This window comes from Jejuibacter sp. L23, from assembly GCF_050815825.1.
Lineage (GTDB): Bacteria > Pseudomonadota > Gammaproteobacteria > Enterobacterales > Enterobacteriaceae > Jejubacter > Jejubacter calystegiae.
Genome location: NZ_CP138199.1, coordinates 2,012,207 through 2,030,968, shown reverse-complemented (window position 1 = coordinate 2,030,968; position 18,762 = coordinate 2,012,207). Strand labels below are relative to the sequence as shown.

Here is an 18,762-nt window from a genome sequence, read left to right as displayed (position 1 = left end):
GTTACTCCTTACGACTGCAGTTGTCGTAGCTGTAAAGCCCGTTATCCATCTCGAACGCCAGGGTTTTGTTGACTTTCAGCGTGCGGGGATGGCCCGGATAAACATTAAAAATGCCCTGATCCTGACGACCGTCGATCACCAGTTTGCGCATTTCACTGCGCACATTACCCGTCGCGCTAATCGTCCACTGAGTCCCGCTGCATTGAATGCTTATGCCCTGGCGATGCGGCCCCTCTGGAAGATAGCGAATTAAAACATCGTAACCGATGGCAAAACGGACCTTTCCGGGCTCCAGCGAATCCTCGGGGTAGCTCGGACGCACCCGTAAACGAAAAAGCTTCTCTTGTTCTACTGGCTTCATCGGCATAATACGAATTTTTCGCTGTTCGCCATAAGGAATAATGATCCTGCTGGGCGAATAAACCAGATAGGGTGAATCCTTACCCAACTCTTTCTCCAGAATCTCATTCCCGGCTCCGGGATTAGTAATAGAAAACAATTCCAGTGTGACAAACTCATATTGTTCTTTTTCAGATTTATTTTCCGCAAGTTCAGGTTTGGCCGTAAACATGGAACGCACAGTAATAAAGTTATCGCGAGGCTTACTCTGTGCAATTTCTTTAACTATGGGAAAAACCTCAATCGCCTGAGATGTCACTGGTAGCAACCCTGTTCCGAATAATACGGCCCCAATAGCCAGTGCTTTTTTATTTAATTTCACAATTAACCTCACGAATCTGCATGACGCCATGCGTCAACTTAATATTTTCTTCTTGTAGCGGACAGACATAGTTCACCCCGTCATGAATAACCGACAGTTCAGAAATTTTGTCATTAACAGCAAGGGAAAAATCACCAACGAACAATCCTTCTTCATCAGTAACCGTATTCCCACCAACCACCCTGGCGCTGCCAAGAGGTCGTCCGTCAAAATAGATACGACCGGTAACAGTCTGATTCTTTTTCCCTTCAACCTTCACGGTGTAGACCTGGCCCGGCATAATCCAGGTAGAAGTCGTTCGGGTCTTGAAGGTATAAAACTCCTGCTGATCTCCGGTATATACCTGATCCACAACTGGCGCAATTTTCTGGTGGGGTTGCAGACTCAATGTCGTTTTACTACCGCCTTCAACCACCGTCGGAGTGCCGGTCTTATTACGAACTTCAAAGTATTGCCCCTGCGGTAAGTCAGTGGCGTCGACAATCAATGCGCTGACGGTATCAAGCTTGCCGAAGCTCGCCTGACCATCGCCAATCGCAAACCCGCTACGTTGAGCCAGATACTTCTGGGTATAGCCATTATGACCAAAGTCTTTACTGATACTGGCCGAGGTATAACCCAAATTGTTATCGACAGTCATTCCCGCAGTGGCGATCTTTTGCCCGTTATTGTTTTTGGTTATTCCAGCCCTCATGGAATATTTACCGGAGCGATCGAATTCCGGGTTATAGATATCAAGATTATAATCGCCGGAGTATGAATCACCTTCACTATCGGAATCCGTCATCCGCGAACGTAGAAAAAACGACTGATAGTGATTATAGCTGCGCTCCCGGGCGCTAAGAGTTAACTGAGCATAAACACGGCGATCCCGGGTAAAACTCTGGCTGCTGACGCTGGCATTATCATAACGGTAATCATTATTCCCCTGGTGATACCCTAAATCCATCCTGAGGTTAACCAGCTCGCTCAACAAAAAGTCTTTACTCAAATTCACATCCCAGTTTTCATAGCGGGATCTATTCTGGCGGCTCCACGAATGATAAAGCGTCTCCAGGCCATAGCTTACGGAAAGCCCAATCCCCCAGGGGAGCAGCGTACTGGCGTTCATCTGCCAGGTATCATAGTCATAGGCAGAGACAATGCCGACGCGATGATAAAACGTCTCGGGGCCCTTATAGCGGTTAGTTCTATAATTCAGATCGAATCCATAGTGGCCAAAATTTTTATTGATTCCCGCCATCCATGCATAGCTTCCATGCTCGCCCAGCAAACCATCACTATAAAAACGTTCAGCAATCCAGGTATCAACCGGCATATCAAGACTGCCGCTGAAATAGTAGTGGCTATCGTCGACCAGAAGCCCGCTGCCTACAGAGGTCGCCGACTGCGTGGTATAACCCAGCAGCGCGCTGCCCATCATGTTGCCGTCCACCCGGGAGGAATCATCACTATAGCGAGACGATCTGAACTGTCCTTGCCGCTCATCGTAACGGCCAAGTTGAATTAAATACTCGATATCCCCCGAACGGAATGTCCCGGTACGCTTGTAAAACGGTTGACTTTTACGCTGCTGGGTTCCGTTAGCCAATTTAACGATCAATTCGATCGTATATCCGCCGGCAGGCCAGGTCTCGGTATCCAGGTGATGCATACCAGCAGGAAACTGCTGCATATCAATCAGACGACCACTGCGATAAACCTCAACTGTACCGCTATCAGGAAAGTAAACGGTCACCGGAGAAGCGGCGCCGCTGTTTCGATAAACATAGTGTTCAGGCGAATAGCCAAGGGAAACGCCATCAATACTGACAGGAGAAAAGAAGCTGTAACTCACCGAAGGCGTGGAATTTAACAAGCTATCGCTCATTCTCTGCCGCCCTAACTTATAATGAATTTTTTTCTGCTCAATATTTAACGCGAGTTCATCCAGGGTAAAATTATAGCCATCAGTATAGTTCCACACACCATTGATATAGCTGTTTCCCGTCAGACCCAGAGTATCGGTTGAGGTAAAAGCGAAACTGTCGTTAAAATTATCTGAAAGATAACTCAGATTGTGGCTATGGGCATAGCCAGGATGACTCTTATAGACAATCAACGGACTGTCGGTTGCTGATGCCTGTGTACTAAAATAACTTTCCGGGAAGATCAATTCGATAACAGCAGTCGACTCATCAATTCGCGCATTAATCGCGTTACCATCATAACCGGCTTTAGATACTCGCTTCAACGGCAACGAAAGTTCACTCATAAGCGTATCACGCGATATGCTCAGACGAGGCATATCCGGATCATAGAGTTGATCAACCAGCGCCCCCACCGTCGATAGCCAAGCCTGCTCACGATCGTATTTCACGGTCACCGACCCCAAAGAGTGATTACGCTGGGTAATTTCAAAAATGCCGCTATTCTTCTGATTATAAATATCTTCAAAACCCGCAGGTAATGAGATCGCATAACCCACAACAGGAATCGAAAGCGAAAAAAATGAAACGCATCCTGCGATAATAATCGTATTGGTAGAAAATGTCCTTTTCATCCGCTGGCCCCATCACATGGCAGGCGTCAAAATAAGAGTAAACACATTAACATAACGCCCTGAAGGATAATTATGCGCCAGATGTTGTGATTTCATATGAACCTTAAAACCATTAGTCGAAGTACCCTGCCGTACATCACGAAGAACAGGAACGGTTAAGTCTGATGTCACATCATAGCGTATTTCATTGAATACAAACGCCCCCACCATAGAGATATTCCTGCCCGGGGTCTCTTCATCATCAAGAATAAATGCATCAGCAAATTTCACCTTCGCATTTTCAATATTCCCAACGACATAAAAGTAATCACTCAGTTCTTCAAATAAACCGTTAGTAGCATTGACAGGAAGCGGAAAATCAATGCTTTTATCCGTCACTCGCTCTCCCCTGTAATAAAGAGCCACCCTGGCTTCAAGCAATGCATCAACACCCAATGACAACTGCGAAGATCGTCCAGGCCCGGCATTAACGGAAGACATGAAAAATAAAAGAGAGCCGCAAAATAATAATAGTTTATTAGACATAGGTCAGGCCCATCCAAAATGGCCGGTGGAAACCACCGACCATAGAGTGCGAATTATCGATTACGGTGCGGCATTTACATTCGCGTAAACAACGCCAGTGTAATAACCCTTCGCAATATCCAACGACTTATCGACAGAGACGAATTTAAACTGAACCGGCTCATCAGCAAAACCTGACTGTACATTGCTCAGAGTAAAATCGCGGCTGTCGCCGGAGTTGGTAAAAGTCGCCGATGAAGCCGCTGTGGTCATGGCCTGAATAGTATATTTCATCGACTTAAGAGAGCCCCCTGCATTGCTCCACAGCGCAAATGGTGAACCGGTAGAAGCCAGGGAGTCATCCAGAATCATAGCGACTTTAGTTCCTGCCGGATCGTTGTTGCGCAGACGAAGCTGATCGGTGACTGCTTCCATAAAACCACTCGGTTGTGCGGTCAGCACGACATCAACCTCAGTTACGGGGTTGCCATCCGGATCCGCAATATAAACTCCCGTAGGCACGTTCGCACTAACGTTGAATTTAGTATCGTAGCTGGAAGGCGTTGCAGCCATAGCCGATGCAGAGATGACCAGGCCAGCCAGTGTGGCAATAGTAGATTTTAACTTCATTAAAATATCAATCCTGTGATAAATTAAACTTACGACTCCAGATACTAAGTAGTCGTATCCTGTAACAGGCGCCTGAGATTAACGTCCAAATAATTTAAACGACGTTATCTGCAGCGCCGTAAAAATAATAGGAGAAAACTTAATTATTCTTAAGTCATTAAATCTCAACAAGCCTTTAAAAATCTCATCATTCATCTTTCAGGGTATTGTGTCCGACCTCTTCAAATACCGCCCGGCGCATCGCATCACGTAAAGCAGGTACATCCTGGGGCAAAAAGAAGTTATTTTTCCCTACGCATGACTCCCAATCCATTGTGGGCTGATAGCCAATTGCAATAAAGGCTAATTTGCCGACGCTCTCTTTCGTGGTCAATACCCGGCGAATTTTGTTGCACATTCCGGCATCCACCAAACGTTGACTGATATTGGTCACCCCCTTCGACTCAGTGGGATCGTCCTGACCATCAGAGACGACCACCAGTACTTTCCTTGGCGCATCCCCGGCCATCAGATATTGAGTTCCCAATAACATTCCTGAAGCCACCAACGTTCCACCGTTAGGCGTCATAGTATTAATCGTATTTACCTGAGTAATTTCTCCACTTAACGGTAAATTAAAGGAGACGGTTCCACGTAAACAGAATGAATCGCTGGGCGTCTGTGAATATGGAAATATAAAGTCGGTTGATGGATAAGGGATCCGCTCCACTGTCGCAGTGTAGTCAATGGCATCAGCAACTCTCTGGTATTGTTCATACGACTTACCGCTACCGCCCGGTCGTACCAGATAATCTTCAGGGAGTTTTCCAAACTTACTGACGAACTGAAAGTTGCAGGCATCGCCCTGCCGCGTTCCATAAGCGAAAGGAACAAATCCCACTTTATTCTGCAATTCGTAATGATAAAGTTCCTGGGCCAGTTGCAGAACAATTCGTTTAAGCTCATCAATTTTTATGTGATTATCAAAAGTCTCCTTCATTGATCCCGAAAAATCGGTAACAAACATAACATCCATGTAGGAACGAAACTTTCGTGCTGCACCGTTATTGCCAATAGTTACCGAACGGTCAAAGCTGGGGAAAAAATCGCTGGCCAGCCACGAATTCTCATTCACCCGGGCGCTCACTCTAAACTCCGTATAGAATAAACGCGCATTCTCGGCTGAAACACCCTGCAGCTTGCGAATAACGGGCTGAGCAATGCCGGTATTGTGCCGCATATAAGCCGAAATATAGTGTCTGGCAAGCGTATCGTTACGTGGATCGCCTTCAGGGTTATCTTCCGACGTCAGTGCTAATGCAGCCTGCTCCAGGGAATCGGAGAGTCTGGCTCGCTCAGTGATATAGCGAGAACCATCTAATGCCATCGATAACATCGCCATAATAAAAGCCGATGCCAGCACAAAAGAGACTGCAAAAGCGCCATCCTGATTGCGCGCCAGGCGTAAAAGATATTTTTGAATTAACTGCCCAGACATAACTTTATTTCCTCCTGGCTACCAATGGTCAGTTGCCGGACAATCCGTTGCCCACCTCGTAAACAGAACAGATAAGGCAAAGCTCCTGGTCTCATCTGCGCCACCGCTTTTCCATCAAAATCTCTGCGATAGTCGACATCGCCGGAAAAACCGCGATGGGTCGTATCGGTATTAATGTCATACGCCGTCACCTTCAGCCCGGCGCGCAGACTGGCGCTAAAAAAAAACGCGCTATTCAGTGCTTCAATCATTGCGGCCTGCTCGGGCCTTGCCGAGTCAATAAAAAGAACAGCGTGGTTCGTCGTCGCGCCGACAGCGTATTGCGTCAGACAAAGCGCTAACACGAATATCATTACTTTCATGTTTCCCTGCTACCTCGCCATGACAACGGCATAAGAAACAATCTGATCCGTAGAACGAAAAAAATTGGCGATATTGAATAACGAGCTCTGCGGAAGACAGACCGTGACCTGGTATAGCGGCACCCAGCGACCGTAGCTTCCCAACGGGGAAAGGTCTTTCAGGGTTATTAAATCTCCGGCAGGCGAAACACAGCCGGGATCGCGGATAGTCTGATTCAGGGAAATGACCTTATTCTTATTCACCAAATCACTTACCGGTGCGAAATGTAAAGCCTCAAGCCCGATAGTGACCTGCTCGCTGTGCGGGTAATGCATATCCGCCAGCATCTTCGCAGCCAGCGCCCGCATCTCGGCTAACTCCGTCGGAGCTATCTCCTCGCGTTCCGCATAGAGCTGCTGACGCTCCCTGAGGATCCCGGCCAGCGAATAAGAGATGCGATCGAGTTTGCCTACCAGAGTTTGTTTCATCACCAGTTCGGACGCCAACACCATAATCAGCGCCAGGATTATCGCGATAAACGAAAATTCAACGGCGACTGCTCCCTTCTGATTAGTCCATAAACTTTGAGCGTTCATATTCCTGAACAAAGATCACCTCCCGATATAGCAAGCTATTTGCCCAAAAGCCAGGAAACGGAAAAAACATAGGTTGATAACGATAGTGGACCTGATATCTGGCTAATGCCATATTTCTGGAGTTTGCTGACGAGCTACCTCCGCTTCTTATCATATCGCCAACAGAATCACTAAAATAAACCCTGAGCTCTACTTCATTATTTTTTGTCAAAAAGTCCCATAAATGTCCTCCGTTACTCACAAAGCGCTGACGAAATCGCGTTTGATAGCTGGAATCAAACGTTGATGCGTTCTTTGCTGATTTGGAGGCTTCGGACAGCGCCAGATCCAGCACCGCAGAGATATAAGACATACGAGCAATCTCCGCAATAAAAAATAGCAATATAACAAAGGCGATAATTGAAAGAGAAAATTCAATACTCGCTACTCCAGTTTGATCGCGGGAAAAGGTCTTCTTTAAATTATAACACCTCATTTTTAATCGGCCCCAGGCTAATTAGAGAATCAATAAGCTCATCCGGATAATCACTCAAATTTTCGGCGCGAACAATTTGTTTTGCATAACCTGCGTCGCCCACTTTCACCAGACCAACCACCAGGTTATGAATCATGCGCTCCTGTTTACGCCCTCGCAGATATTGAGGCAGTAGTAACCCCACGGCATCCTGATACCGTTGGTCGAGCAACGCGATCATTGCCATATTGTTAATGGCTACATCATCGGCGATAAACATATCCCGCGCCTGCTGAATCGCAGCGTTGGCTTCAGAATATTTTCCTGACATTGCCAGAGCAACACCTTTTAAATTATAAGCTTCCGCATATTTATTATCCCGGGATAACATTTGCTGAGTCACTCTTATCGCCTGGGGATAGTCACCAAGAGATATCATATTTTGTGTCTGAAGCGTATAAATAGTCTGATCGGGATTCTTTAACAGTGGCTGTAAGTAATAGAGTGATGATTTATAATCCCCCGCCTGATAATAATACTTAGATAGCTTGTAACGGATTTTAGGATCGTCTTTTTTCTTCAAAGAGCTACGATACAAATTAATCAGCCCAGTATAGTTCCTGGATTTAAGATAGATATCCTCTTGTATCTGAGTATTCTCAGTACTGGCATGAAAACCGCTCATCGAGCTGCATCCTGTTAATATAAAAAGTACGCCGCCAATCACAAGAGTTTTTTTAGAAAATACCATGCTTCATTATCCTTAATATTCCTGGTGCCGAAATAAGAATCGTAATGGGGAACATAATAAACAAAATCAAGGGAATGCTCATTTTTGCCGATAATTTTCCGACTTTTTCTTCTATATGAAGTAACTGATACTCGCGAATATCATGAGCCAGTTCCAATAAATTTTCATAAAGCGAAGTACCGTAATGAACGCTTTGCTGTAATGTCGCACAGAACATTTTTAGCTCAGGAGTCTCCGTTGAGTGGTAAAGTTCACCTAACGCTTCTTCCAGTCCAGCAACTTCCGCTTTCCTCGAAATTGACATCATGATCGCAGAAAGATTTTCATCCATTTTATCAAAGCGCATGGCAACGTATTTAATTGAGCTTTCGACCGTCATTCCTGTCTGTACACAAACGGCGGTTAACTCAATAAAATACGGCAATATATCTGTCATACGTTTTAACTTCTGATGAATCACGGGGCCAACGATCGCCCCCGGAACCACGATCGTCGCCACCATAATCACCATCATAATCATTGCGCACTGTCGGTAACTGACTGGTAAAACGTGCAGTAACGACAGAATGAAAACAGGAAAAGACAGAACCAGCGTCGTTTTAATCTTACGTATCAGATCGCTATCTACCTCTTTCAGGAAAAGTAGAATACGGCTGTTCGATATAATAATGGCATTAATATCCAAAGTGGTTCTGGACACGACTCCTGACTCTTGTGATTCAGAATTAACCAGGCACATTTTTTTATAGATCGTCAGCTCTCGATGGACCAGATACAGGAAGATAACTACGCCAAAAATCAGCATGACTAAAAATGTCATATTGCTTTCCTTACCAGATGGTTGATAATCAATAAGCCTACAACTTCACTGGATAAAACATAATAAAGAATATATCTTCCGGTACTGTCATTAACAATAAAGTCAAAGTTATCAGGGCTCAAAAACTTCATCCCCAGAAAAAAGATAACAGGAATAGCCGCAACAATTTTTGCCGATGATCGGGCTTCTGAAGTCATTGCTTTTTTCCTTTTATCCATATTTTTATTTATATTGATCGTCCGGGAAAGACGACTAATTAACGTACGTAACTGCCCGCCTCGCTGTAGACTCACCATCATAACAATAAAGAAAAAATAAAACTCCCGATAACGATATATGTTAACAGCATCATTAAAGACTCTTTCAGGCTCTTCCCCCAGATTTAAACGCCGACTAACATTGTTAAAAATATTTCCCATATCGCCGTCAATATTCGTACCGCATCGTTCCAGAGCCTGCTGAATACTGTTGCCTGCAGAGATAGCAGAGCTAACAACAGTCAGTACCTCCGGGAACTTATTCTCAAAGTATTTTTTCCTTATTGCCCGACCCATACGGATCTGCGCGACAACCAACACCATGCAAACAATAAGGATAAAAAAGACCCAAGGGAAGCCCAAATAATAATAATTGATAAATAATGAGAGCAATAGCAAGGTTAACGAGATAATAAATCCATTGATTCCCCATCTCACTGAGCCAAAAGCATAGTTACGCCACTCGGTATATAACTCAGCAATGAAATTGGTTTTTCCTTCAGCCTTCTCTACGACACGCGTCAGCGCTGCCGCATCGATAACCCGATGAATCCTCCAGTACCTTAATAATGCCATCACGAAGATAGCCAATCCTGTTATCACAATTGCTATATACATATTAAGCTCTCATGTTAAATATTTGCTTTAACTCTTCAGTTAAATTAAAGAGCGTCGCATTTTGCATGATTGATGAGCGCACCAGTAATCCATGATTAACGAAATCGCCCTGAATTCTGCCATCACTATTTCGTTCGTCATGACTTTCAAATGTAAAAATATCTTGCAAAATAACATGCTCTCCTTCAATGCCCATCACCTCGCTGATATTCATAATTTTACGAGATCCGTCATTCAGTCGCGAAACCTGAATAATAATATTAATTGCCGAAATAATATTACGCCGTATTGATTCAATAGGAATACCCATTCCTGCCATCATTACCATATTTTCGAGGCGGGAAATCGCATCACGCGGCGAGTTGGCATGGAGCGTTGACATGGAGCCATCGTGCCCGGTATTCATCGCCTGCAGCATCTCAAAAGCCTCTTCGCCCCGGCATTCACCGACAATGATCCGATCCGGCCTCATCCTTAGCGAGTTGATAAGCAATGCGCGCATTGACACTTTTCCGGTATTTTCGATACCGGCCATTCTTGTTTCCATTCGTAAAACGTGAGGTTGCCGTAATCTCAGTTCGGCCGCATCCTCCATAGTAATAATACGTTCATTCTCATCAATATAAGCCGACAGGGCATTCAGCAGCGTTGTTTTCCCCGATCCGGTACCGCCAGAAATAATAATGTTAGCGCGACAGCGGGCGGCGATAACAAGAAAATCCGCCATAGCGCTACTTAGCGCACCAGAGTCGATTAACTCCCGGAAGCCCAAATGATGGCGAGAAAATTTACGTATGGAAATTGCCGTACCATCCAGCGTAATCGGCGATATCGCGACGTTAAGACGGCTACCATCCAGCAATCGGGCATCGACCAGCGGCTGGCCGGTGTCGAGACGGCGCCCGACGCGCTGGACCAGCCGTCTGGCGACATCAGTCAGCTGCGCATTATCAATGAAACAGTATGGCGTAATTTCCAGTTTTCCATAACGCTCTACAAAGATTTTGTCTGGTCCATTAACAAGAATATCGGAGACTGTGTCATCTTCAATCAGAACTCGCAGCGGACCAAATCCCATGATCTCGTCGGTCATAATCTCAGCCATGGCTCGCTGATCGCCGCCGGTCAAATAGATATCTTCCTGTTCCACCACCTTCTCAATAACGCTATTCATCTCGGAAACCAAAGCGTAACGATCTTCGATAAGGTGTTCTATTTTGGCTATTTCAATATTTTTTAACACGCCCTCGCGTAGCAATATCTGATTCTCTTTCGATAGACTCATGTTCTGATTCTCCGGAAGATAGTATTAAGGACAGAAAATTTCTTTTCTGTACGGGCAACACCTAAAATTCTGTCGACAAGCAAATCCAGACTATTGACGCCCTGTGACGCTAATAATCCGTCTGAAGGTAAAGTACTGACTCTCTCAAGACCACTTTTTATATAGGGGATGTGAATATCTACCCGTTGCTCAAGTAATTTTTCCAGATCCTCCAATGTAATTTCACTATGCTGCCCCGGGCGGTTATCATTAAAACAGAGGTAGACTCTGCGGGACAGCCGGTTAATTCTGTGAAGAACATCCACCTGTTCCAGCATCGCCCGAGCAACCCTGGCAGAAGAAAAACTACGGTCGATAACCAGCACCAGACATAGCGCTTGCTCCGCGAATCCACGCAATTGCTCTTTCGAGGCAGTATGAATAGATTGCTCGTAGATAACGAAGTTATACCGATGAAAAGCGTCTTCGGCGACTTCGCTGAGCTGAGTGACCGGCTCACCATAAATATCCAGGTGTTTTTTGACGCTGGTATATTCGTGAGAAAGTTTTTTACCGGCAATAATATCCATATCCCTGGTTCCTCCGCTGCCAGATACCAGTAACGTCGCCACTCTTTTTTCATCCGCTATCTTGCGCGCAATATGCCAGGCTAAACGCGAATTGCCGACCCCTCCCTTGCAACCCAGAATGCCGATCATAATCGCTTTTTTTTTGGTGACCGCCTGGGAGCCGTTCACTGCAGCTTCCACCAGTAAATCACGCTGAGCGGAAGAGTGATAATAAGCGACGTTATAGCTGGAGAACTGCTGAGCCAGCGTAATCGAGTCGCTATTGCCAACCACACAATACCAGACGCCCCCCGGAATCAGCATCTGTAATTGCTGTACGACCGTATCGACATCAGTACAATCACCGATATCAATCACCGCCCCGCTGATATCATCGGGGATCGTACCCTGTAATTCATCGGGAATATTGCATTTAATCCCCCGCACATGGGGCAATCCGGCAAGACGTAATTCACTGGTTAAATTTTCGTTCAGCAATGGCGAACGAGAAAAAACATAAAAAACGCCATCTTCTCGCTTGTCTTTATTTTCACTTTTGGAGAACAGCAGCATACTACTTCCTTGTTACATTTGATACGAAAATGGGTTTACCAGACTTTGATCTATAATGTTATTTAACACACATCCAGCATCATCGCTCTGATATTTATAATTCAGAGCCTTTCCCCGGCATTCAGGCGCGCGCAGCACAACATTTCGGAGATAAACTTTAATTCCCTGATAGCTATTTTCAGTAAATCCGCCACGCTCCTGCTTCAGAATTATTTGATAGGGGTTAATACCATGAGCAATCAACTCCTTGCGAATATGCTGTGCAAACTGGGTGAAATCATTATTATTCCAGTAAAGGTAAACTTCACCTGAAAAACCTTTCCCGGCATCATAGGCGATCTTGCCAGCCAGGACTTCAACAGAAATCGCGTCACGAGTAGTGAAATTATAGGTCTTCACATCCTGAATATTGGCCTGCGCAGAGTTGAAGAAAAACACCATGATAGCCAACAGGATAGTTCGGCTGAACAATATCATTTAATAAACCCTCCGCGTTCTATAAAATTTACCGCGCGTTCCTTGTCGCGACGACTGGTAATGCCATCCAGATTAAAAAGTCGGCTCCAGGTCGTGGTTGTACGGAATTCGGGTACGACGATTTCCCGGGTGGCGACAGGCTTAACCAAGTTCACCGTGGCGATAACGACCAGTTCTTTATTTTTTCGCTCCGTTGACGCATTACGAAAGAGCGCTCCTAATATGGGAATATCACCGACAAATGGAATTTTCGCCAGTTGCTCCTGCTCTGTTTTACTGATAAGCCCACCCAGCAAAAAACTTTCGCCATCAGCCAACTCTACCGTTGTCCGGGCGCGTCGGGTTTGCAATGCGGGAATCGAGGAGCCGGCTACGGTCGTGTACGTGCTATCCAAATTACTGACTTCCTGGCCAAGAATAACGCGTATTTTCTTATTGTTATTGACCTTCGCGCCAATGTTCAGTTTGATGCCATATTCTTTATAGTCCACGCTGGTGCCGTTATTTGAGGTTGTCACTACCGGAACTTCGCCCCCAACAAGGAACTCTGCAGTTTCCCCGGAGAGAACCGACAGATTAGGTTCGGCCAACACGCGCGCCACGCTATCATTACTGATTGCATGTATCAGACTGGTTATTGAGTTGGCGTCAAATTTTACCAGACGAAACATTCCTGATGCCGTTTCCCCTACCGTGTTCCAGTCCACACCGATGTTGTCGGTAAATTCACGGGTCACTTCGACGATGGATAACTTAACGTTCACCTGATTGGTGATGGGCAATTGCAGCTTGTTAATAAGGCCTTCATAGAGGACCTGGTCCATCCAGGGAAGACGTTCGTCGTTCTTATCCCCACCGCCATTACCGTTTTTTATCAGCGTCCTTTCCAGCACCGTTTTTTTCGCGCCAATGCTCTCGCCCACGATCTGGTAAATGCGATCTTTAGCCTCTTCGGATTCTGCGGTACCGGAAAGAATATAGGTTCCGGCCATCTTTTTAATGGTCACCTTGCTGTCAGGAAACTCCTCACTGATTCTCTGATGCGCTTCACCAAGAATCGCATCGACGATTATGAGTGTTTTTAATACCTGCTCGCCATTTTTGTTAAATGCAATCAGCTCGGAACGCCCAAATTCCTTACCATATGCGACCAGGCTTTTATCACCGATAATCTCATATTCCACAACGTCGGGGGCAGAAACAAATACTGTATCAATATTTTCCTGTAACTGGATAACCCGACTATCGCCTGGCTGGATCCATATCTCGCCGGCACCGGCAGCGCTGCTAACTACCAAAAAAAAGGTAGCAAGTAAATTCCTAAACAACCTGAGCATGTTATCTCCCGATCCTGTTAAGTAAAGGTTGTCAATTTTTATCTGATTATTTTTTCGCTGCTGATTTCCCATTACCTCGAATTTCCTTAACCGTTCTGAATTGAGGCAGTACATCGTCCATACTGACCTTGCCATTTACATAGCGACCTTCAGTCCCCGCTGGCGCCACAAAAAGCTCACCGGCATTCTCGACCGTTTTTAATTTCACCAACTGATCCTGGCTGAGCTTAATAGTGATATAACCAACGATTTCTTTATTACCTGCCAGGAGTGGATCCCGCGATGTCTTCGAATCTGGCACGGATTCAGTGGTCGCGATAACCGGCAAATTATCAAAGACCCTATTTACGACATATTTTTTAATATCTTTTCCGCTGGCGCTGCTCTCAAGAACTAAACCTGCTGCAGGACTTTTATTCTTTTCAATCTCAATGACTCTCAGATAGATAGCAACCTTATCGCCGGCGTTAAGCGCTGAGAGCAGATATTCATTATCATTCTTCTTCACTGGAAAAAGATAGGGAACATCACCGAGCTGCATACTTCTTTTGATAAACCCCTCAGAACCGGGTTTTTCCAGTGCGGCCAGTAGAATATTCTCACCACGCCCAATTTTGTTTTTGACCAGATATCCCTGAAGATTACCATTTATGGCACTGAGATCTCTGATATCGTGATCTTCGGATATCAACTGAGATTTAATCTTAAAAGCATTATCATCAATGATATCCCCAGGGAGAAGATCATAAACTGCTTCAGCAATAATGATGTTTTTTGATACTGCCTGAGGCGTTTCCGGCACGGTTTCCGGCACGACCTCATCATTTGATCTGATGAGGCCCACAACGCCAACGACGATGATAATCACGGATAAAAAAAGCAAAATTCTTTGATTCATTGAATATATCCAGGAGCTGAAAAAAACATACAACAAATAAAAGACAACGAAATTGCCACACCATAAGGCACGCCTGTTGTCTGCATTTGTTTCCGGAACCCAACAAAACCGATCGCCACAATCGCGACGCCATACAGCGTCGTCAGAAATAAAAAAGAAAAAAACTGCTGCTGGGGAACAAACAGCACCAGAGCAGAGAAAATCTTCACATCTCCCGCACCAATGAAATGCGCATAAAACAGGAAAAAGCCAGCCAGTAGCGACAGGCCAGCGGCGACAGCATTTATCTCTCTTCCAGGTAAAACCCCATAGATAGCGGCGAGCAAAACAATACATAGCACATATTTATTATGTATTGTTCTTTTATACAGATCGTTCCAACTGATCACCAGACATAGCAAAGTCACCAGGAATAAAATTCCATATTGATAAGAACTAATCACAAACTCATCCTTAAATTTGCCTGCCGCAACGTAAGCCCTGCCAGTAACAGGGCTTACAGAGCAACGATTAAAGCGTGACGCTCAGAATCGCATTTTTGATAGCCTCAAAGGTATCATTCAGCGCCCCCAGGAAACCGGAAGTCTGATCGCCAAGTACTGCAGCCAACAGCGTAGCCATAGCGACAGCAATCAGGGCGTATTCAATTGCAGTAACACCCTGCTCATTTTCAGCAAAGTTTTTCACATTGGCAGTCATACCAGAAAACCATTTTGACATAATAATTCCTTAAAAATATAAAAGTTACTAATACAAAATCCAGAGAATATTTATCAATCGTATGTATCGAATTGACGGACAGAGATTACTTTTCTCCCCAAAATGAGTCTTCATTAAGAATCTCAATACTGTTCATTTATTTTCATTTCAGTAAAAAGAGGAACACAAAGATCAGCGTCGTGATCCAACATACGGCAATAACGGCTAATACGGAGACGAATACATTCCAGCTACGGCTTTGGTACCACTCGGCACTACCACGTTGTACTGGAGTAGGCCGTACCTCTACTTCAGCTTTTCCATGAAGCTCTTCTTGCCCGGATTCTGCCTCTAGCGCTCCGGACAACGTTTCACTAACCTCCTTCTCAGACGTCGTATTGCTGTCAATGCTCACTTCCTTTACAGTCCCTGTATATCTCACCCCTTTACGCGGTATCGTTTTAATCAATGACTCTGCCAGCCCGCATGCCGTAAGCGCTTTTCGTAACAAATATAATTGACCGTAATAGCTGCTTTCACTCACCGACCCATTTTGCTCCTGCCAGACAAAATCAATAATGGCCTGCTTATCTGTCTCACCGGTAAGAAGTAAAGAAAGAAACCGATAATTGTTCTCTGTCAGTTCCACCACCCGATTATCTTCCGATACCAGTCGCCTTTTGGAGGGCAAAAACATTACATTTTTGTCAAGAAGAAAAGTTTTCCCTTCATTAAGTTTTAATCCATTCATATCGCCATCCTACAAAAGCAATGTCCGTTCCTTTCAGAACTTCTTATATAAAGGATGAGGGAAAAATAACAACCTCATAATTCTCATTTTTTCTCATTAATTTCTCGTCAATGATCTTAATACCATAGTAATGCAAGAAAAAACCTATCCTACTATCATAAAGAGACTGAATACTGCTTATGGAGGCATGATGAATATTTAGGCCAGATGTTTCCTTTTAAAGAAAACATTAATCGTACTTATCATTTCAGCTACACGCTGTTACCTGTACCTGTTAAACAATATGATATTGGTTCTTTGGCCCACAAAGCGATATACGGCTTGTCATCAGATTGTTAAAGATCCGCCACAAGGCGTTTTCTGAAGAACCCAATCTTCAGTTTGTTCATCCCTTGACCAAAACAATGCGGAACGAAAAAATGTGCTTGACCATATCTGGCTGACTCCCTATAGTAGCGCCCCGTTAGCCGTTACAGGCGGCTGGCAAGACAATTTGGTGAGGTGTCCGAGAGGCTGAAGGAGCACGCCTGGAAAGTGTGTATACGGCAACGTATCGAGGGTTCGAATCCCTCCCTCACCGCCATATTTAAAGAGAGAGCCCGGGTTAACCCCCGGGCTTTTTCGTTTATGTCGCACAACCCGGGAGGGTGAGAACCCTCGACTGGGTTCGACAACGGGCGAAGCCCGTAGGACAGGCGACGAGCCCGCGAGGAGACTGCCCGAAGGGCGAGCGCAGCGAGTCAATCCCTCCCTCACCGCCATATTTAATGAGAGAGTTCAGATTAACACCAGGGCTTTTTCATATCTGCTGCACAAAATCCCGGCCAGAGTTTAACCGGCAGGAAAAGCGAAAACCCTCATCTGGCTCGCCTCTACCGACACCCGTTATGTTCATCCTATAGACGTTTCCTCTTTCAGTGCTGTTTGGATAATCCTCACTATTACTGCGACTAATCGTCTGGCTGTTAGCGAATTTCTGGATAATTAATACAATCCATGAAAGCCCTTTACACCAGCGCCAAACGATTTCTCATTATTCTGGTTATGACTGCCGTCGCGGTTCCTGTATTACGTGCAGGTTCATCCACTATCCTGCCGGTTCAAATCGCCGGCAAGCAGAAGATGCAGTTGGTCGCCGAATTCGTCGAAGCGAGGAGTATCAGAAACGGCTGTAACGGATAGACGTCAACCATATGCAGGACTATTTTATCGGCAAGCCGCTCCCCTTCCCTACCACAACCTGACGGACATTAACGCAAAGGCCCGGCAGCGTGTACCGGGCCTGTCGCGATTAGTTTCAGGTTAAGCGTAAGCGTTGAGCGCGCGCTGGCAAAGATCAGAGCGTACGCAGTCCTCTTTGGTGAAGCGAATAACGCTGACCATCTCATCGTCGCTAAAGCGCCGCAGCGCGTCTTCCAGCCCGGAGAGCACTCCGGCTGGCAGATCGCACTGGGTGATATCACCATTGACGATAACCGTGACGTTCTCTCCCAGGCGAGTCAGGAACATCTTCATCTGGGATGCAGTTACGTTCTGTGCCTCATCCAGAATCACCACCGCATTCTCAAAAGTGCGGCCACGCATATAGGCAAAGGGGGCGATCTCTACCTTACCGATTTCCGGACGCAGGCAGTACTGCATAAAAGAAGCGCCCAGGCGCCGTACCAGGATGTCATAAACCGGTCGGAAATAGGGCGCGAACTTCTCTCCGATATCGCCAGGCAGAAAGCCCAGGTCTTCGTCAGCCTGTAGTACCGGTCGGGTGACGATGATTCTCTCGATATCTTTATGAATCAGGGCCTCCGCGGCTTTAGCCGCACTGATAAAGGTTTTGCCGCATCCGGCCTCGCCGGTGGCAAAGATAAGCTTTTTGCGCCCGATAGCTTTCAGATAGCGCTCCTGCGCGGCATTACGCGCCTCAATAGGCGAATTATCCCTGCTGTCCCTGGCCATGCCAATAGATTCCACGCCGCTCATCTGCACAAGCGAGGTGACCGACTCTTCTTCACGCTGTTTATGGCTGCGTGAGTCCCGCCTCAGCAAACGTCTGGCTTCGCGACGAGCTTTGATCACTGCTTTTTGTCTTCCCATGGATGGCACCTTGACTGGTTGGTTTCACTACCCGCGCCTGCTCACAGGCGCGATCATGCGCACAAACAAAGAAGGTTGGCTCCCTTTTAAGCCAATAATTGCCGGTTGAGGAGAGGCGACACCGCCGCCATGAGGCGGATGCCGCATCGGTAATGACTGAATGTGTCGTGAAGGGATATTGAGCGGTGAAGAGGACGTTGCCGGTGGCAATGCCTGCCAGCTGGGGAGTGCGGATTGCTGTTTTCGGATGTCCAGTTCTGGACGCTACCATTCGCGATCTCCATTGTGAAAAAGGCTTTCACTGCCGGGAACTACCGCTCTTCTCTTTTCTTACACTAAATATTATCAATATTGCAACATATTATTTGATAAATATCGTTCTGGTTATTTT

At 45.8% G+C, this 18,762-nt stretch carries 20 protein-coding genes, 1 tRNA gene and 1 other RNA gene; 2 read left to right on the top strand and 20 right to left on the bottom strand.

Annotated features, from left to right (window positions below):
* Window position 1: 1 nt before the first annotated feature.
* The 19 genes from SCU88_RS09305 to SCU88_RS09215 all read right to left on the bottom strand — a co-directional run bounded on the left by SCU88_RS09305 (window position 2) and on the right by SCU88_RS09215 (window position 16,280).
* Window positions 2–721 carry a hypothetical protein gene (locus SCU88_RS09305; protein ID WP_175339833.1) on the bottom strand — a complete coding sequence of 240 codons (720 nt, stop codon included), beginning with the start codon at window positions 719–721 and terminating at the stop codon, window positions 2–4.
* Window positions 708–3,263 carry a TcfC E-set like domain-containing protein gene (locus SCU88_RS09300; protein WP_175339832.1) on the bottom strand — a complete coding sequence of 852 codons (2,556 nt, stop codon included), beginning with the start codon at window positions 3,261–3,263 and terminating at the stop codon, window positions 708–710. Before SCU88_RS09300 ends, SCU88_RS09305 begins: the two co-directional genes overlap by 14 nt.
* 12 nt (window positions 3,264–3,275) lie before the next feature.
* Entirely contained in the window at window positions 3,276–3,788 is a 513-nt protein-coding gene (locus SCU88_RS09295; RefSeq protein ID WP_175339831.1) for a hypothetical protein, read from the bottom strand.
* Window positions 3,789–3,848: 60 nt separating this feature from the next.
* Entirely contained in the window at window positions 3,849–4,397 is a 549-nt protein-coding gene (locus SCU88_RS09290; RefSeq protein ID WP_175339830.1) for a hypothetical protein, read from the bottom strand.
* 187 nt (window positions 4,398–4,584) lie between these two features.
* A complete protein-coding gene (locus SCU88_RS09285) occupies window positions 4,585–5,874 on the bottom strand; it encodes a pilus assembly protein TadG-related protein (RefSeq protein ID WP_175339829.1) in 1,290 nt (429 codons plus the stop codon).
* Window positions 5,859–6,236, bottom strand: coding sequence for a hypothetical protein (locus tag SCU88_RS09280; protein ID WP_175339828.1), 378 nt, complete (start codon window positions 6,234–6,236; stop codon window positions 5,859–5,861). The genes SCU88_RS09285 and SCU88_RS09280 overlap by 16 nt, the downstream gene beginning before the upstream one ends.
* 9 nt (window positions 6,237–6,245) lie before the next feature.
* Window positions 6,246–6,812, bottom strand: coding sequence for a tight adherence pilus pseudopilin TadF (tadF, locus tag SCU88_RS09275; RefSeq protein ID WP_175339827.1), 567 nt, complete (start codon window positions 6,810–6,812; stop codon window positions 6,246–6,248).
* The gene (locus tag SCU88_RS09270) at window positions 6,787–7,287 is read right to left on the bottom strand and encodes a TadE/TadG family type IV pilus assembly protein (protein ID WP_175339826.1); all 501 of its coding nucleotides are present in this window, start codon (window positions 7,285–7,287) and stop codon (window positions 6,787–6,789) included. Before SCU88_RS09270 ends, tadF begins: the two co-directional genes overlap by 26 nt.
* Entirely contained in the window at window positions 7,274–8,017 is a 744-nt protein-coding gene (locus SCU88_RS09265; RefSeq protein ID WP_431810119.1) for a tetratricopeptide repeat protein, read from the bottom strand. Before SCU88_RS09265 ends, SCU88_RS09270 begins: the two co-directional genes overlap by 14 nt.
* The gene (locus SCU88_RS09260; protein WP_175339825.1) at window positions 8,004–8,837 is read right to left on the bottom strand and encodes a type II secretion system F family protein; all 834 of its coding nucleotides are present in this window, start codon (window positions 8,835–8,837) and stop codon (window positions 8,004–8,006) included. The genes SCU88_RS09265 and SCU88_RS09260 overlap by 14 nt, the downstream gene beginning before the upstream one ends.
* Entirely contained in the window at window positions 8,834–9,712 is an 879-nt protein-coding gene (locus SCU88_RS09255; protein WP_175339824.1) for a type II secretion system F family protein, read from the bottom strand. The genes SCU88_RS09260 and SCU88_RS09255 overlap by 4 nt, the downstream gene beginning before the upstream one ends.
* Window position 9,713: 1 nt before the next feature.
* The gene (locus SCU88_RS09250; RefSeq protein ID WP_175339823.1) at window positions 9,714–10,997 is read right to left on the bottom strand and encodes an ATPase, T2SS/T4P/T4SS family; all 1,284 of its coding nucleotides are present in this window, start codon (window positions 10,995–10,997) and stop codon (window positions 9,714–9,716) included.
* Window positions 10,994–12,118 (bottom strand): hypothetical protein, encoded by a 1,125-nt coding sequence (locus SCU88_RS09245; RefSeq protein ID WP_175339822.1) that lies wholly within the window; start codon window positions 12,116–12,118, stop codon window positions 10,994–10,996. Before SCU88_RS09245 ends, SCU88_RS09250 begins: the two co-directional genes overlap by 4 nt.
* Window positions 12,119–12,130: 12 nt before the next feature.
* Window positions 12,131–12,595 carry a hypothetical protein gene (locus SCU88_RS09240; protein ID WP_175339821.1) on the bottom strand — a complete coding sequence of 155 codons (465 nt, stop codon included), beginning with the start codon at window positions 12,593–12,595 and terminating at the stop codon, window positions 12,131–12,133.
* Entirely contained in the window at window positions 12,592–14,004 is a 1,413-nt protein-coding gene (locus SCU88_RS09235; RefSeq protein WP_431810118.1) for a type II and III secretion system protein family protein, read from the bottom strand. The genes SCU88_RS09240 and SCU88_RS09235 overlap by 4 nt, the downstream gene beginning before the upstream one ends.
* A complete protein-coding gene (locus SCU88_RS09230; protein WP_175339820.1) occupies window positions 13,979–14,830 on the bottom strand; it encodes a hypothetical protein in 852 nt (283 codons plus the stop codon). The genes SCU88_RS09235 and SCU88_RS09230 overlap by 26 nt, the downstream gene beginning before the upstream one ends.
* A complete protein-coding gene (locus tag SCU88_RS09225) occupies window positions 14,827–15,273 on the bottom strand; it encodes a prepilin peptidase (RefSeq protein WP_175339819.1) in 447 nt (148 codons plus the stop codon). The genes SCU88_RS09230 and SCU88_RS09225 overlap by 4 nt, the downstream gene beginning before the upstream one ends.
* A 67-nt stretch (window positions 15,274–15,340) precedes the next feature.
* Window positions 15,341–15,550 carry a Flp family type IVb pilin gene (locus tag SCU88_RS09220; RefSeq protein ID WP_175339818.1) on the bottom strand — a complete coding sequence of 70 codons (210 nt, stop codon included), beginning with the start codon at window positions 15,548–15,550 and terminating at the stop codon, window positions 15,341–15,343.
* 142 nt (window positions 15,551–15,692) lie between these two features.
* Complete coding sequence (locus SCU88_RS09215; RefSeq protein WP_175339817.1) at window positions 15,693–16,280, bottom strand: transcriptional regulator; 588 nt, start codon at window positions 16,278–16,280, stop codon at window positions 15,693–15,695.
* 495 nt (window positions 16,281–16,775) lie between these two features.
* Between SCU88_RS09215 and SCU88_RS09210 the strand changes: the two genes are divergently transcribed.
* Window positions 16,776–16,863: transfer RNA gene (locus SCU88_RS09210), tRNA-Ser, on the top strand.
* Between the two features lie 44 nt (window positions 16,864–16,907).
* Window positions 16,908–17,041, top strand: a non-coding RNA gene (locus tag SCU88_RS09205) — RtT sRNA.
* 541 nt (window positions 17,042–17,582) lie between these two features.
* Here SCU88_RS09205 and phoH read toward each other — a convergent pair.
* The gene (gene phoH / locus SCU88_RS09200; protein ID WP_175339816.1) at window positions 17,583–18,371 is read right to left on the bottom strand and encodes a phosphate starvation-inducible protein PhoH; all 789 of its coding nucleotides are present in this window, start codon (window positions 18,369–18,371) and stop codon (window positions 17,583–17,585) included.
* Window positions 18,372–18,762 lie beyond the last annotated feature (391 nt).

Excerpts from the sequence above, each read along its gene's own strand:
- SCU88_RS09300 (WP_175339832.1), bottom strand. The coding sequence starts at position 3,263 with ATGAAAAGGACATTTTCTACCAATACGATTATTATCGCAGGATGCGTT.
- SCU88_RS09295 (WP_175339831.1), bottom strand. The coding sequence starts at position 3,788 with ATGTCTAATAAACTATTATTATTTTGCGGCTCTCTTTTATTTTTCATG.
- SCU88_RS09290 (WP_175339830.1), bottom strand. The coding sequence starts at position 4,397 with ATGAAGTTAAAATCTACTATTGCCACACTGGCTGGCCTGGTCATCTCT.
- SCU88_RS09285 (WP_175339829.1), bottom strand. The coding sequence starts at position 5,874 with ATGTCTGGGCAGTTAATTCAAAAATATCTTTTACGCCTGGCGCGCAAT.
- SCU88_RS09280 (WP_175339828.1), bottom strand. The coding sequence starts at position 6,236 with ATGAAAGTAATGATATTCGTGTTAGCGCTTTGTCTGACGCAATACGCT.
- tadF (WP_175339827.1), bottom strand. The coding sequence starts at position 6,812 with ATGAACGCTCAAAGTTTATGGACTAATCAGAAGGGAGCAGTCGCCGTT.
- SCU88_RS09270 (WP_175339826.1), bottom strand. The coding sequence starts at position 7,287 with ATGAGGTGTTATAATTTAAAGAAGACCTTTTCCCGCGATCAAACTGGA.
- SCU88_RS09265 (WP_431810119.1), bottom strand. The coding sequence starts at position 8,017 with ATGGTATTTTCTAAAAAAACTCTTGTGATTGGCGGCGTACTTTTTATA.
- SCU88_RS09260 (WP_175339825.1), bottom strand. The coding sequence starts at position 8,837 with ATGACATTTTTAGTCATGCTGATTTTTGGCGTAGTTATCTTCCTGTAT.
- SCU88_RS09255 (WP_175339824.1), bottom strand. The coding sequence starts at position 9,712 with ATGTATATAGCAATTGTGATAACAGGATTGGCTATCTTCGTGATGGCA.
- SCU88_RS09250 (WP_175339823.1), bottom strand. The coding sequence starts at position 10,997 with ATGAGTCTATCGAAAGAGAATCAGATATTGCTACGCGAGGGCGTGTTA.
- SCU88_RS09245 (WP_175339822.1), bottom strand. The coding sequence starts at position 12,118 with ATGCTGCTGTTCTCCAAAAGTGAAAATAAAGACAAGCGAGAAGATGGC.
- SCU88_RS09240 (WP_175339821.1), bottom strand. The coding sequence starts at position 12,595 with ATGATATTGTTCAGCCGAACTATCCTGTTGGCTATCATGGTGTTTTTC.
- SCU88_RS09235 (WP_431810118.1), bottom strand. The coding sequence starts at position 14,004 with ATGGGAAATCAGCAGCGAAAAAATAATCAGATAAAAATTGACAACCTT.
- SCU88_RS09230 (WP_175339820.1), bottom strand. The coding sequence starts at position 14,830 with ATGAATCAAAGAATTTTGCTTTTTTTATCCGTGATTATCATCGTCGTT.
- SCU88_RS09220 (WP_175339818.1), bottom strand. The coding sequence starts at position 15,550 with ATGTCAAAATGGTTTTCTGGTATGACTGCCAATGTGAAAAACTTTGCT.
- SCU88_RS09215 (WP_175339817.1), bottom strand. The coding sequence starts at position 16,280 with ATGAATGGATTAAAACTTAATGAAGGGAAAACTTTTCTTCTTGACAAA.
- phoH (WP_175339816.1), bottom strand. The coding sequence starts at position 18,371 with ATGGGAAGACAAAAAGCAGTGATCAAAGCTCGTCGCGAAGCCAGACGT.